We start from the raw sequence: 14,264 nt of genomic DNA, 5'->3' as shown, positions 1-14,264 counted from the left end.
TCAACCTTAGTGCTAGGCACTGATGACACCGAAATAGAGCAGGACATACAAGGCCAGGCCCAGGAGAATCCGGTACCAGACGAACAGCCGGTAACTGCGGGTGGAGACGAACTTCAGGAACCAGCCAATGATGATGTAACCCACCACGAAAGCGATGACCGTGGCCATCGCGGTCTCCGCCAAACCGTAAGGACCGGCCAGTCCATCGTTGGAAACCGTCTTGTACAACTGGTACAGGCCACTGCCGAAGACGGCCGGGATGGCCAGCAGGAACGAATACCGGGCAGCGGCTTCACGGGTGTAGCCCATGAGCAGTCCGGCGGTGATGGTTCCACCGGAGCGGGAAACGCCCGGAATCAAGGCCATGGCCTGGGCGAACCCGTACAAAATGCCGTGCTTGTACGTGAGTTGTGTGAGATCCCTCTCCTGCCGCCCGATTGCGTCCGCGACAGCCAGGATCATGCCGAAAACGATCAGCATGGTGGCCACGATCCACATGCTGCGCAATACCGACTCGATCTGGTCCTGGAACAGCAGGCCCAGGACGATGATCGGGAGGCTGCCCAGAATAACGAGCCACCCCATGCGGGCATCGGGATTGCTGCGTTCCACTTTGCCGGTGAGGGACCCGAACCAGGCACGGACGATCCTGACGATGTCGCGCCAGAAGTAGACGATGACGGCGGTTTCGGTTCCCAACTGCGTGATGGCAGTAAACGCGGCGCCGGGATCGGAAGCATTCGGGAGGAATGAGCCGACGATCCGCAGGTGTGCGCTCGAGGAGATCGGGAGGAATTCGGTGAGGCCCTGCACCAGGCCCAGCAAGGCTGCTTCTATCCAGTTCACGTGAATAGACCCTACGTCATGAAGACTGGGAACTCCCCGTAAGCTAGCAGCTATGCAGCAGCGTTATGTCGGGAACAGTGGGTTCCGCGTGTCCTCCTTGTCCCTTGGAACCATGTCCTGGGCACAGGAAACGGATGAACAGGACGCCGCCGAAGTCCTCCATGCTTTTGTCGCTGCCGGCGGCACGGTGGTTGATACGGCGGCCTCCTATGCCCAAGGCCAGGCCGAGGCCATGCTGGGTTCCATGTTGGGCGACGTCGTGGCCCGCTCCGAGCTGGTCATCTCCACCAAAGCCGGCGTGTCGTCGTCGGACTCACGGCGCAGCATTAATGCTTCACGCGGCGCCATGCTGTCCGCGCTCGATGCCAGCCTCGCAAGGCTGGGAACCGACTACATCGACATCTGGTTCGCGCACGAGTGGGATGCGAACGTGCCCCTCGATGAGACCCTTTCAGCGCTGGAACTTGCCCAGAGGACCGGACGTGCCCGGTATGTGGGAATTTCCAACTACAACGGCTGGCAGACCGCCAAAGCCGCTGCTGTGGCAGGATTCACCCTGGTGGCCAACCAGTCGGAGTATTCCCTGGTCCAGCGCAAGGCCGAAGACGAACTGATCCCTGCTGTAGAAGACGCCGGATTGGGTCTCATGGCGTGGGCGCCCCTGGGCAGGGGCGTCCTCAGCGGCAAATACCGTGGACAGATTCCAGCGGATTCCCGTGCCGCGCAGAACCGCCTGGCTGCCTATGTTGAGCCGTATTTGGAACCGAGGGCTTCCCGTGTGGTGGAAGCGGTGGCCATGGCTGCCCGCGGGCTGGGCCGCACACCCATGGATGTCTCCCTCAGCTGGCTGCTCTCACGCCCCGGTGTGGCGACGGCAATCATCGGGGCGAGGAACGCCGTACAGCTCAAGGAACTGTTGGACGCACAATTGACGGTTCTGCCTGCGGAGATAGGACGCGCACTGGAGGACGTTTCGGCCCTGTAGGCCGGTCTATTGCCGGTCCAGGATGTCCAGTAGATAGCTGCCGTATCCGCTCTTGGCCAGCTTGGCAGCCTGTTGTCGAAGGCCGTCGTCGTCCAGGTAGCCCATCCGCCAGGCAACTTCTTCAGGTGCCCCGATCTTTAAGCCCTGCCGGTTCTCAGTGGTGCGTACGTAGTTTGAAGCATCGTTCAGGTCGCTGAAGGTGCCCGTGTCCAACCAAGCGGTGCCGCGGGGGAACTTCTGTACGTGCAACCGGCCCAGGTCCATGTACTTCCTGTTGATGTCCGTGATCTCCAGTTCCCCGCGGGGGGAGGGTTTGAGGTCCTTGGCCATGGCGACCACGGTGTTGTCATAAAAGTACAAGCCGGGGACGGCGTAATTGCTTTTGGGCATGGATGGTTTCTCTTCGATGGATACCGCCAGGCCGTCGTCGTCGAACTCCACCACACCGTAGGCGGACGGATCCTTGACCCAATAACCGAAGATGGCACCGCCGTCGACATCCACGTAGTGGCGTAACTGGTTGCCCATGCCGGGTCCATTGAAAATGTTGTCCCCGAGGATGAGGGCCACCTTGCCTGATCCGATGTGCCGCTCCCCCAGGATGAACGCCTGGGCCAACCCGTCCGGCGTCGGCTGTTCCGCGTACGTAAGGTTGATCCCGAACTGTGAACCATCGCCCAGGAGCCGCTGGAACTGGGTGGCGTCGCCGGGAGTGGTGATGATCAGGACATCGCGGATCCCGGCGAGCATCAGTGTGCACAGCGGGTAATAGATCATGGGTTTGTCGAACACGGGAACCAACTGTTTACTGATTCCGAGCGTGATGGGATGGAGCCTTGAACCCGTCCCACCTGCAAGAATAATTCCTCGCAAACCTGCCGTCCTCACCTGTGCCCTGTCCCGCCGCGGACGGCTACTCTAGGGCCATGCAGAGAATCCTTGTCACCGGCGGGGCCGGATTCATCGGATGCAACTTTGTCCACTACATCATGGGCCACACCGGCCTTCATGTCACGGTCCTGGATAAATTGACCTACGCAGGCAATCGTGAATCACTTGCCGGGTTGCCGCCTGAACGCTTCGAATTCGTCCAGGGTGACATTTGTGATGCCGCAGTGGTGGATCCGCTGACTGCCGCCGTGGATGCAGTGGTGCATTTCGCCGCCGAGTCCCACAACGACAACTCCCTGGAAGAGCCCCGGCCTTTCATCGACACCAACCTGCTGGGAACATTCACCCTGATCGAAGCTGCAAGAAAGCACGGCACCCGGTTCCATCACATCTCCACCGACGAGGTTTACGGCGATCTTGCCCTGGATGAACCGGGCCGCTTCACCGAAGAATCCGTCTACCGGCCCACAAGTCCGTACTCAGCTACGAAAGCAGGCTCGGACCTGCTGGTCCGGGCATGGGTCAGGTCCTTCGGCCTCAAGGCGACCATCAGCAATTGCTCCAACAACTACGGTCCGTACCAGCACGTTGAGAAGTTCATTCCCCGGCAGATCACCAACATCCTCGAAGGCACCCGGCCGCGCCTCTACGGCAATGGCCGCAACGTGCGCGACTGGATCCACGTCGAAGACCATTCCTCTGCGGTGGTGGCCATCCTTGAAGGTGGCCGCGTTGGCGAAACCTACCTGATCGGGGCCGACGGAGAACGGTCCAACAGGGAAGTGGTGGAAAAGCTGCTGTCCCTCGCCAACCAGCCCGGCGACGCCTACGATCTGGTGACCGACCGCCCAGGCCATGACCTGCGCTACGCCATCGATTCAAGCAAGCTCCGCAGGGAACTTGGGTGGTCGCCCCGGTATTCGGATTTCGACGCCGGCCTGGCGGCCACCGTTCAGTGGTACCGGGACAACGAAGACTGGTGGCGGCCCCAGAAAGCCTCAACTGAATCCAAATACGCCGGCCAGGGCCACTAAGCCGTGGAGCAGGCACAGCAGTTGCGTTCACGGACCACGACGATCCCCGGGCTGGTGCTTTTCGAGTTGCCGCTTCATGGGGATGACCGGGGATGGTTCAAGGAAAACTGGCATCGTCAGAAGATGCTGGACCTGGGGCTCCCGGATTTCGGGCCGGTGCAAAACAACGTCTCCTTCAACGCTGCACGCGGAACTACCCGGGGAATCCATGCCGAACCGTGGGACAAGTTCATTTCGGTTGCGACGGGGAGGATTTTCGGCGCGTGGGTGGACCTGCGCGAGGGGCCCGGCTTCGGCACCATGTTCTGCGCGGAAATGACGGCCAAGGATGCGGTGTACGTTCCCCGCGGTGTTGGAAACGCCTTCCAAACCATGGAAGCTGACACGGCGTACACGTACCTGGTCAATGATCACTGGAGTGCTGAAGCGCAGACGGACTACACCTTCCTCAACGTGGCCGACCACCAGGTAGCCGTTCCGTGGCCCATACCGTTGGACCGTGCTGTTCTGTCGGCCCAAGACAAAAGCCACCCACGCTTGACGGACGTTAAGCCCATGCAGCCGAGGCGAACGCTGGTCCTCGGAGCGGACGGGCAACTGGGCAAAGCCTTGCGGGGCGAGTATGCCGGAGAGGCCAGTGTGGAATTCGCCGGCCGGGCAGACTTCGATCTCACATCGCGGGAATCGTATGCGGCACGGGACTGGCGGAAGTACTCCACCATCATCAACGCGGCAGCTTTTACGGGCGTTGATGCCGCCGAAACCGCGGATGGCCGTGCGGCCGCCTGGGCCATCAACGCAACTGCCGTGGCCCGCTTGGCGAGGACCGCCGTCGAGCATTCACTGACGCTGGTTCATGTTTCCAGCGACTACGTGTTCGACGGAACTGCCGACATTCACCCGGAGGACGAAAACCCAACGCCCCTGGGGGTCTACGGCCAGAGCAAAGCAGCTGGAGAGATAGCTGTGGCGACTGTTCCCCGGCATTACATCGTGCGGACCAGTTGGGTCGTGGGTGAGGGTCGAAACTTTGTTCGAACCATGGCTGCTTTGGCCGCCCAGGGGGTCTCTCCCTCCGTAGTTGATGACCAATGGGGAAGGCTGAGTTTCGCCGTCGACGTCGCTGCGGCCATCCGTCACCTGGTGGACCATCAGGCCCCCTATGGCACGTACAACGTCAGCAACAGCGGCGAGCGGGCATCCTGGGCCGGCGTTGCCCGGGATGTGTTCCGGCTCTGCGGGGCCGATCCGGTCCGGGTGAAGCCTGTCAGCACCGCAGACTATGCCACGCCCGGTACCGCGCCCCGCCCCCGCAGCAGCGTTCTGGACCTGTCGAAGATCCGGGCCACCGGATTTGACCCGGCTCCCGGACCCCTGCGCCTGGCGGAGTATTTGGAGGGCTTGCAACCCTAGCGGCGTCCGCCAAAAGGGCCTACAGTGGCCGTACGGCAGCCCGCTTGTGGCAGGCCGGGAGACAACTCAAGTGAACACGTTGGAGGGGCAGCCTTGGCTGTCCGCGGCGATCCAGGCAGTGCAGCAGCATGGATCGCCGGCTCAATTGTTGTGTCCTGAGCTGGACCCTGAAGCCTGGAGAGCCGAGAATGCTGCTGCCGAAGATCGCGTCCCAACAAAGCGCACTCCCCCACGCCGTGCTCCCACGGGCCCCCAGGCAGGGCTCCAGGGGGTCGTGGCTCCTGACCCCAGTGCGGGGCCCGTCTTCCGCAAGCCAGCCCGGTCCAACCGAGTCGGAGGCTGCACAGTGGGTCACCTTGGGCGGTGCGCCGGTCAAGCTCATGGACTTCGATGGTGCAATGCGCCAGATTCTTGACCATACACAGGCCATGAACGCGAAGCCGTTGGCGGTCTGTTCAGCCAATCTTGACCACCTCCGCCATTTCGGCTCGGGTGGCAGATGGAACGGCACTGTGAGCCAGCCTGGCCCGCTGGAGTGGCTGACCTTGGTGGACGGGGCACCGCTCGTTGCAGAAGCCACGCGGATCACCGGCCGGACGTGGCCCAGACTGGCAGGCAGCGACCTCATTGGACCGCTGCTGGAGGAGGCCGAACACCGTGGTCTCCGCGTGGGTATCCTGGGCGGAAGCCCCCAGGCGCAGGAGCTCATCCGAAATAAGTTTGCTGCGGAACGTCCCGGTTTAAGCGTTGCGGGCTGGTGGGCGCCCGAACGATCGGTCCTCGCAGACGCGCAGGCCTCCTCAATGTTGGCGAAGAACATAGCTGCCGCTTCTCCGGACATCATGGTGGTGGGCTTGGGGAAGCCACGGCAAGAGCTGTGGATTGAGGAGTACGGGCAGTTGACAGGAGCCAAGGTGTTGCTCGCCTTCGGCGCGGTGGTGGATTTCCTGGCGGGCCGGATCCGGCGCGCCCCGGCCTGGGTGAGTGGCCACGGGATGGAGTGGGCGTGGCGGCTGGCGTTGGAACCGCGAAGACTGGCCCGGCGATACTTGGTGGACGGCCCGGAGGCATACATGACGTTGCGGCGTCAGAGTGCCGCAGACCCGTCCGATCCGCTAACCGTCTCTGGGGCGGCGGTGCCCTCCAACGCCGTTGAATCCGTCCCGGAGTGCGGGCCCAGCCGTGCTCCGGGACAGTTCGTCGCGGGTGACGTCAAAGCCAACGTCGCCGTGATCGTGGTGACCTATGACAACGCAGATGACGTGGGGCCGTTGGTAGCGGGACTCCGGGCGGAGACCGCCGGACAAACCATCAGGGTTGTTGTGGCTGATAACTCCCCCGACGACAAGACCATGGCCGAATTGGCCCGGTTTCCGGATGTCCTGGCGATACGCACGGGTGGGAATCTTGGCTATGCCGGCGGAATCAATGCTGCCATGCGGGTGGCTGGTGACGCGGACGCCTATCTCATCCTCAACCCGGACCTGCGGGTCGAGCCGGGGGCGATCGCGGCCATGCGGCGACGGATGGCACTGTCAGGGGCAGGCATGGTGGTGCCGGTCCTGCTGGACGACGACGGCAGCGTTTATCCATCACTGAGGTGGGAGCCGGGGGTCCTGCGAGCGCTGGGTGACGCAGCTTTGGGCGGGCACCTTCAGGGCAGGCCGGGTTGGTTGTCTGAGATGGACTTCGATCCGGAGAGTTACGTGTATGCGCACCGGGTTGATTGGGCGACGGGTGCGGCGCTCTTGATCAGCGCGGATGCTGTGAGTGAGGTGGGCAGCTGGGATGAGCAGTTCTTCCTGTACTCCGAGGAGACAGACTTTTGCCGACGGGTACGAGCCGCGGGCCTTTCCATCTGGTTTGAGCCCTTGGCGCGGATGTGGCATGAACGTGGGGGGTCGGGTACATCGCCACAGTTGACCGCGCTGATGTCCGTGAACCGTTTGCGCTATGCGGCTAAGTATCACGGCCGGGGCACTGTGGCAGCGCTCACTGCCGTGGTCATGGCTGCGGAGCTTGTCCGGCTCCATAAGCCGGGGCATCGTCAGGCTGCCCTTGCCGTGGTTGACCGCAGGCGGTGGGATGCGCTGCCGCACGCTACCCGCGGAGAGCTTTCCAAGGTGACGGGCGCGGTGCCACCATCGGGCGCTGTGATCATCCCGGCACACAATGAAGAAGCGGTCATCGCCAGGACTCTGGAATCGTTGCAGGGTGTCATGGCCTGGGGCAGTGTTGAGGTCATTGTTGCGTGCAATGGCTGTACGGATGGTACGGAGGCCATTGCGTCCAGGTTTGAAGACGTGCGGGTCCTGCGAGTGGATGCTGCTTCCAAGACCTCGGCGTTGAACGCGGCAGACCAGGCTGCGGTGCGTTGGCCCCGTCTTTATCTTGATGCGGACATTGAAGTCAGTGCGGATGCCGTCCATGCGGTCCTGAAGGCTCTTTCGGACGGCCCGTTGCTGGCGGCCCGTCCGGCGTTCCGCTACAACACTGATGGTGCCTCTGCATTGGTTAGGTCCTATTACCGGGCGAGGGGCCGGATTCCTTCCACCGCGCAGGGCCTTTGGGGTGCGGGGGTCTATGCGCTCAGTAAGGCCGGGCATGATCGGCTCGGAGTCTTTCCATCGCTGACAGGTGATGACTATTACGTTGACCGGCTCTTCAGCGGAGAGGAGAAAGCCGTGCTGCCTACTGAGCCTGTGGTGGTTCGGACGCCTCGGACCTGTCCCGCCTTGCTGGCTGTTCTTCGTCGGAGCTATCGCGGCAATGCGCAGCAGGACAGGATGGGGGCGGAAGCTGAGACGTCACGGACTGTCCGGGAATTGTTGTCCTCCGTGAGAGGGCCATTCTCCGCCGTTGACGCAGCTGTTTACGCCGCCTTCGCCGCTGGTGGTCGCCGTCGTCCGCTCCGGGGAGGAGAGCCTGCATCTGCCTGGGAGCGGGACGACAGCAGCCGTTAGTCAAAAGCCGCAGCTTCCCCCGCCTTCCATGCGGTAGAGGTGAACGGCGTTTCCGTCAGCGAATGTGTCGGTGAAGGTGCCGTCCACCACCGGAATGGTCCGGTTTTCGTCAAGTACGACGGCGGTACTGCCGCCACACCGGACCTTGAAGCTGGCCTCGCCGCCCGCCTTCTTGTTGGCTCCGGCGAAGACGTAGGCCTTTCCGTCATGGAGTTTGGTGGTGAAGTCTACGGGCCCGGTTGCTGTGGTGGCATTGTCGAGGAACGGTGCGTTGAGAACCGGAGCAAGACCCGTGATTTGTCTGTTCACGGCGGTGAGGGTGGGAACGATATCCTTCCCACAGTCCCTGATGACGTGCTGGGTGAGGCATTCCCCGCCAAAGTTGTGGTTGAAATAGATGATCCCCCGGGCGCCGTGAATGAGGCTGCTCCACACGGCGGCGCGGAGTTCGGGACCGGTAATGGTGGAGGTGTTGGCGACGTCGCCGGATGGATGACCGTTCTCTACGAACGCCCAAACGGGAATTCTGGTGGCCGGGTCCTGCAGATTCCTTAGCCTGTCAATGGTCCAGCCGTAGTTGGCAGCCAGCCGGCATTCCTCCTTTGTCAGGTCCCTTGTGTAGCCTACGATGGCGCCGCCCTCGCCTTGGCCGCAAATGTTGGGATCGGTGAACCAGTAGTTATCTGCGGACACCACATCCTGAAGGCCTGCGAAGAATTCGCGAGCTTCCTCGTCCGATTCCCAAAAGGTTACGCCCTTGCCATAGTTGGAGTAGAGCAGTGCACCTTGTGGGGCCACCGCCCGGCGGTCCTTCTGGATGGTGTACCCGCACGGAGTTCCCTCGGGGGAACAGGGAGGGCCCTCGCCGGGATAGTTGCCCGTCCAAGTCGCATTTCCGGGGCCAGCCCACATGTCCACCTCGTCGCTCAGGGTGAATCCGGCCGCGGCTTCATGGGCGAAGGCGGGCAGGGCGTACATTCCCGAATCGTGGATCAGCTGGACGTCTGAGTTGGCGGTCAATTCCACATAGGTGTTGAGTCCCGCCGCGGCGTCCATGGCGACATTCCCCTTGTCGAGGACACTTTCCAGCCACACTCCAATAGGAAAGAAAGTGGGCTCGGCCGGGAGACTGTTCCTGAACCTGGCATAGTAGTCCGCTCCCCCGTCAACAGTCCGGAGGGTGACCGCCGTCGTGTTCGGTCCAGCTGCGGCCCCAGTTGCGGGTTGCGACACAGGCTCCCGCTGTCCGGCAGTCGGTGCCAGCCCGTTGGCTGCTGCCACGCCAATCAATGCCACGGCGAGCGCAGCGCCGGTCCACAGTCCCACGGTTTTTGCACTCACGGTATCTCCTGGTGTTTTTGTCAGTTCGGACAAGACATGAGTTCGGACAGGGCAGAAGCGCTTTGGCGAACGTCAAAAGTGGATTCGAGCCTGATTCTGCCGTGGGCGCCCATCTCGGCGGCTTGGGCCGGGTTTCGCAGAATGTCGACCATTGCGGTGGCCAGCTTTGCCGGTTGTCGAGGTTCCACCAGGAGGCCGCTGTGGCCCTCTGTGACGAGTTGGGGAACTCCGCCGGCAGCGGTAGCGACTACCGGGACACCCATGGCCATGGCTTCCATGATGGCGACTCCCAGTGGTTCCTGGAGACTGGCCAGGGCAAAGAGGTGTGTCCGCTCCAGTTCCACGCGGACCCGGTCTTCTGGGATTGCGCCGAGCAGTGTCACGCGGCGTGTCAGTCCCAAGTCGGTAATGGCTTGTTGCAGGACCGTTCGGTAGCCCCTGCCGCCGTGTTCGTCTTCACCTGCGATGGTCAGGGCGGCATCCACCCCGGAGTCAACAACTCTCCGCAGGGCTCTGAGTAAGTCCATGTGACCCTTGCTGGGGTTGAGCCGTCCGCAGCTGAAGATTTGGGCCTGGGTGCCTTGGGTCCATGGCTTGTAGGGGGTGAGGCGGGTGAACGCGGAGAGTTCGACGCCCATGGGGGCAACCTTCACGGTGGTGGGCAGGCTCCCGTTGAGGTGCTCCTGTGCTTCGGCAAGGAGTTGTTCTGTGATGACGATGGCAAACTCGGCGTTGCGCCATTTCTCGCTTTGGTTTGGTCCATAGTCGTTGAGGGGGCCGTGGAGGGTCAGGCTGTAGGGAATGCCTGAGAGTATGTGGGCGAAGAGCGCAACCTGGGCTGCGTCTGCGCAGGAGTGGACGTGGATGTGAGTCCACCCTCTGGTTCGTGCATGCCTGGCCAGCGCGGCTCCGGCCAGGAACAGGGCGGCCTTCCGTGGAAGGTCTTGGATCAGTTTCCTTGGAGGGAGGGGACTGCCTTTCAGGCCGGAGGCTGCTCGAAGCTCATCAAGGTGCCGCAGTCCGGAGAGCGCGGTCAAGGCAGTACCTGCAATCTGTAGCGTGTCCGGTGGTACGAGGTAGTGGATTTCCGGTATACGCCCATGCGCCCATGTAGGTATGGGGCCGGACTGTCCTGGATGGCGCGTGGAGACTGGTTCTGGCTGGTGTCCGAGCTCAGTCAGTGCTTTCAGTTCACGCCAGAAGAAGGCGTGTGTTTGACCCGGGAATTCCGGCACCAGGTACCCAAACCGGTTCATGGCCGCACCTTTCCTGAGCCTAACGGCTGTTGGTTGGCTGAACAGCCGGTGGGCTGGTGACCCTCTTGTTGTCCTGGTTTTGTCGACGGGTATCGCCTCCAAGAAGGACTTCCATGGGTGGTAACGATGTCTCTTTTACCGTTGGGCCTGCGCCGGGAAGGTCCAGGGTTGACGGTTTGGTTTCGCGTTCCATCGGTGACCCTCGTTTGCCGGACGTGGTCTTTGTGGTCTTTCCTCGCTTCCGGGTTGTCTCGACGGCACGGGCCAGGGAGACCGCGCCAAGGGTGAGGACGAGTCCGGCCACCACAACGACGATCACGGACCTCAGCCTACTGGAGAACTGCTCCGTGGCTTTGTCGGGCGAAGCTACCGCCAGCGCGGTGAAAAGATACCTGTCGGAGGCTCCGTTAATCGTTTGAATGGTCCGAAGGTCCTCTTCCAGGCGCTCCCCCAATGCTTTGGCAGTGGCAATGGCCTGTGACTTGTCGTCCGAGATGCCGGAGATGTCAATGAGGAACGCATCGGAGGGACGCTCTACTTTGTAGTCGGTGCTGAGCCCTTGTTCCGCAAGGATGTCGCCAGTGGCAACGTCGTTCAGGCGGGTCACGGCAACTTGGGCTACTAGGGACGAGTCGGCAGACCGCAGGTAGGGGTTATCCGGATTGAGCAGACCCAAGGCAGGATCTTTTTCGATTTGCTCCGCTGTAGGGGTCTGCGGGTTGACGATTGCATAGGTGGTCCGGGCCTCATAGGTTCGTGGAGCGAAAGAGAACATGTACACAGCGGCCACCGCCGTCAGCAGCAGAACGGGCACTACGAATACCTTGTAACGCCAAAGGGTTTTGAGAACGGCTACGGGGTCCATGTTCCCTCCTTGGGGACTAGTTGCGTGGTGCTTTGGGTCGGCCCGGATGGGTGTTCGGCAGAGGTACGCACTTTTTGAAGTTCAAGTTCCCGCCGGACCATGTTCCAGGCCCCTCCGGACAATCCGACGATGAAGGGGTAGGTGAGTGCGAACACCGGGAAGGACATGGAGTCGAAGGTGAGCGAGCAGATAGCGGCAACAATTCCTGCTGCGGCTACGGCGCCTGCCAGGCAGCGCAGGGGTGCAAGGCGGGAAGCGCGAGCCGCGAGGAGTGTCGTCAGGCCGGGAAAGGTCAGGTAGGCAATCAACCCGACCAGCCCGACCAAACCTATGGTGACCGTTGCGTTCAGGTACTGGTTGTCAAGGATGTGGATCGCGTTGCTTGGCATGTAATTGCCTGGGCCAACTCCGAAGAACGGATGCTCTTCCACCATGGCTGCCACACGGGGGTAGTTGTTGGTCCGCGTGGTAATCGAAGGATCGCTTTCCCCGGCAGTCAATGACGCAGTGAGGGTCCCGATCAGGCCCGGCACTCCGAGGAACAGTGCGGCCACGGTGACGGGAGCTGCGACGTAGGCCCATTGCCTGGCCAGACGGGGAAGGAAGGGCAGGAAGACGGCCATGCCAGCCAAGAGGCCAAGGATGCCTGAGCGGGAAACCGTCGAGGCGATGGCGAAGACCAACAGCGCCGTGATGGTCCAATGGACCCACTTTCTGCCTTTAGGGTCGTAGAGGCTCCGCCAGATGGAGAGGGGAAGAAGCATTGCACAGATCACAGCCATCTCGATGGAATGAAAAGTGCTCCCTGAGACGCGCATCAACGACCCGCGTATCTGGAACGTTGTATTTCCCCCGTTATTGGTGAAGCCCGGCATTGCCATTTGCAACCACTGCATGGGATCAATCCGGAAGAAAAATTGAACGGCGGCGACAAGGCAGCAGAAGGCCGCACCGGCCAACAAGGCACGGGTCAGTTCCATGGCAGTGTTGAGCGTCCTCACGGCCTCCGCGGTAACGAGGATGATGCCTGCACTGGCCAGCAGGAGAATCAGCCACCTGTCAGCTGCAGCGCGTGCAGGACTTTCGCTTCCCCCGGTGTAGCCGGAGTACATGGCCGCATAGGAAGCGCACGTTCCCACCCAGAGGAGAACGAAGCCCATGCGGCCGGGGTGCCTGGTATCCAACGGGTTGGTCAACCCAAAGAGGACGGAACACAGCCACACAGCCAACAGCAGCAATGCAAAAATCAGAGGCAATGTACCCACCGCGCCCAGCGGTTTCAGCACCATATTGGAGGGAAAGAAGAAGATTCCGAAAGCGGCAAACTTCAAAAGCAAGGGCACCCGGGGGCTGGCCGATCGGTCGCTCACGGTGAGGTCGTCCAGCTCTGGATCTTGCGCCGGTTGCCGAAGGCCAAGGAAACTACGCGCACCATTCATGGCAGCCTCGGACTTCCTGGTTCTTTGGCACAGACGGATTCGAGCACTGCGGCAAAGCATTCCCGGGAGGCTGACCAGTCCAGTCGCTGACGTTGCGCGATCCTTGCCGCACGCCCGGAGATATCAGGGGCCTCAACCGCTTCTGCGAGCGTTTCGGCAAGCCGGCGTGGGATGGCGGGTGACCACAGGACGTCCGGGTCGCTCAAGACCTGTGCAGCGAAGGGCGACTCATTCAGTACGGGCACGTTGCCGGCAGCCAACAGTTCTTCCGGGACGAGGGAGATGTTGGTGAAAGAGATGGCAAGCCCCGTGATGGTGCGGTTATAGAGCTCATTCAAAGCGGCAGGACTGAGATTGCCGTGGTTGTGCACGGGAATGGACCAGCCGCTGATCCTGTCGCCGTAGACGTGTATTTCCTGCTCCGGATGCATAGCGTGGAATTGCTCCAAGGCCAGTTTGGCAAGGAGGTAACCGCGTCGATCCACCGCCCGCTTCGCGTAGTAGACCACTCCTTGGCGGGTATTCTTTCCGTCTTTCGTCTCCAGCAGGCGGTAGGTCGCGGTGTCGCAGGCGAAGGGTACTGAAGCGGCGGGCTCCTGACCTGTTTCTGCCTTCATCACAGCGGTGATCATCTCTCCGAGTCCGATGTTGGTGAACCCCAGACGGTAGCTGTTCTCTGCGAGCCAATACAGGGTGCCCCGGGGGTAAAAGTATGGCTCGTAGTCCTGGATGAAGTAGAAGCTGTGAATGTCCGGGCCCCGCCGGGCCGCGGCCGCGTACGCGGTTGGCCACGAACTGGCAACCACGGCGTCCATTCCCTCGAACCCCTCGGTAACACTTCTCACGTGGGCATCGAGATCCGGCCAAAATTGCCTGATGGTGGAAGTGTGCCGGGAAACGTCATCGCTGTTGCGGTCGTAGAGGAAAAGCGTGCACCGGTGCCCGCGGTCCGCCATGCCCTGAACCATGCGGAAGAAGGTGGTATGTCCGCCTGAGCCGGGTCCAGGAGGTGTGCAGACCCACCCGACATCGAGGCTCCCCGTTCTGGGGCGTGGGTTGCCTGCGGCGCATAAAACATCAAAATCTACGATGTCCTCAGGCCGAACCGGCAGCGTGGGCTCGGTGAAAGCCAGGTTTTCCAGTGCTTTGCCAGCAGTCCTCTGCAGCACTTTAGCGGCAACCGAACCCCAGCCATCCTTGCGGGCTTGGCCCAGAATTCGTCCCATCACGT

Annotated in this window: 11 protein-coding genes; 4 read left to right on the top strand and 7 right to left on the bottom strand. The window is 61.9% G+C overall.

The annotated features are described in order from the left end of the window. Nucleotides 1-12 precede the first annotated feature (12 nt). Nucleotides 13-846, bottom strand: coding sequence for an undecaprenyl-diphosphate phosphatase (locus ACIQLI_RS08370; protein ID WP_354226772.1), 834 nt, complete (start codon nucleotides 844-846; stop codon nucleotides 13-15). A 52-nt stretch (nucleotides 847-898) separates the two neighbouring features. Between ACIQLI_RS08370 and ACIQLI_RS08365 the strand changes: the two genes are divergently transcribed. Continuing rightward, nucleotides 899-1,831, top strand: a complete 933-nt coding sequence (locus ACIQLI_RS08365; protein ID WP_354226770.1) for an aldo/keto reductase — start codon at nucleotides 899-901, stop codon at nucleotides 1,829-1,831. A gap of 6 nt (nucleotides 1,832-1,837) precedes the next feature. On the opposite strand, the gene rfbA is transcribed toward ACIQLI_RS08365, so the two are convergent. Further along, a complete protein-coding gene (gene rfbA, locus ACIQLI_RS08360) occupies nucleotides 1,838-2,704 on the bottom strand; it encodes a glucose-1-phosphate thymidylyltransferase RfbA (RefSeq protein ID WP_354226768.1) in 867 nt (288 codons plus the stop codon). Between the two features lie 53 nt (nucleotides 2,705-2,757). Here rfbA and rfbB point away from each other — a divergent pair, with 53 nt between their 5' ends. The 3 genes from rfbB to ACIQLI_RS08345 all read left to right on the top strand — a co-directional run bounded on the left by rfbB (nucleotide 2,758) and on the right by ACIQLI_RS08345 (nucleotide 8,132). Further along, nucleotides 2,758-3,756: a dTDP-glucose 4,6-dehydratase gene (rfbB, locus tag ACIQLI_RS08355; RefSeq protein WP_400387080.1), complete on the top strand. Its 999-nt coding sequence runs from the start codon at nucleotides 2,758-2,760 to the stop codon at nucleotides 3,754-3,756. 3 nt (nucleotides 3,757-3,759) lie between these two features. Beyond that, nucleotides 3,760-5,169: a sugar nucleotide-binding protein gene (locus ACIQLI_RS08350; RefSeq protein ID WP_400387077.1), complete on the top strand. Its 1,410-nt coding sequence runs from the start codon at nucleotides 3,760-3,762 to the stop codon at nucleotides 5,167-5,169. Between the two features lie 398 nt (nucleotides 5,170-5,567). Then, on the top strand, nucleotides 5,568-8,132 hold the full coding sequence (locus ACIQLI_RS08345; RefSeq protein WP_400387074.1) for a WecB/TagA/CpsF family glycosyltransferase: 2,565 nt from the start codon (nucleotides 5,568-5,570) through the stop codon (nucleotides 8,130-8,132). On the opposite strand, the gene ACIQLI_RS08340 is transcribed toward ACIQLI_RS08345, so the two are convergent. The 5 genes from ACIQLI_RS08340 to ACIQLI_RS08320 all read right to left on the bottom strand — a co-directional run bounded on the left by ACIQLI_RS08340 (nucleotide 8,133) and on the right by ACIQLI_RS08320 (nucleotide 14,259). Continuing rightward, nucleotides 8,133-9,473, bottom strand: coding sequence for a hypothetical protein (locus ACIQLI_RS08340; protein ID WP_400387071.1), 1,341 nt, complete (start codon nucleotides 9,471-9,473; stop codon nucleotides 8,133-8,135). Between the two features lie 20 nt (nucleotides 9,474-9,493). Beyond that, nucleotides 9,494-10,729 carry an exopolysaccharide biosynthesis GT4 family glycosyltransferase EpsE gene (gene epsE, locus ACIQLI_RS08335; protein WP_400387068.1) on the bottom strand — a complete coding sequence of 412 codons (1,236 nt, stop codon included), beginning with the start codon at nucleotides 10,727-10,729 and terminating at the stop codon, nucleotides 9,494-9,496. Nucleotides 10,730-10,748: 19 nt separating this feature from the next. Next, nucleotides 10,749-11,594: a chain-length determining protein gene (locus tag ACIQLI_RS08330; RefSeq protein ID WP_354226757.1), complete on the bottom strand. Its 846-nt coding sequence runs from the start codon at nucleotides 11,592-11,594 to the stop codon at nucleotides 10,749-10,751. Then, complete coding sequence (locus ACIQLI_RS08325; protein ID WP_400387064.1) at nucleotides 11,582-12,964, bottom strand: O-antigen ligase family protein; 1,383 nt, start codon at nucleotides 12,962-12,964, stop codon at nucleotides 11,582-11,584. The genes ACIQLI_RS08330 and ACIQLI_RS08325 overlap by 13 nt, the downstream gene beginning before the upstream one ends. A gap of 65 nt (nucleotides 12,965-13,029) precedes the next feature. Then, complete coding sequence (locus tag ACIQLI_RS08320; protein WP_400387062.1) at nucleotides 13,030-14,259, bottom strand: glycosyltransferase family 1 protein; 1,230 nt, start codon at nucleotides 14,257-14,259, stop codon at nucleotides 13,030-13,032. Nucleotides 14,260-14,264 lie beyond the last annotated feature (5 nt).

Source organism: Paenarthrobacter sp. NPDC091669, from assembly GCF_044756725.1.
Lineage (GTDB): Bacteria > Actinomycetota > Actinomycetes > Actinomycetales > Micrococcaceae > Arthrobacter > Arthrobacter bambusae_C.
This window is presented reverse-complemented; position numbering and strand designations above follow the sequence as displayed.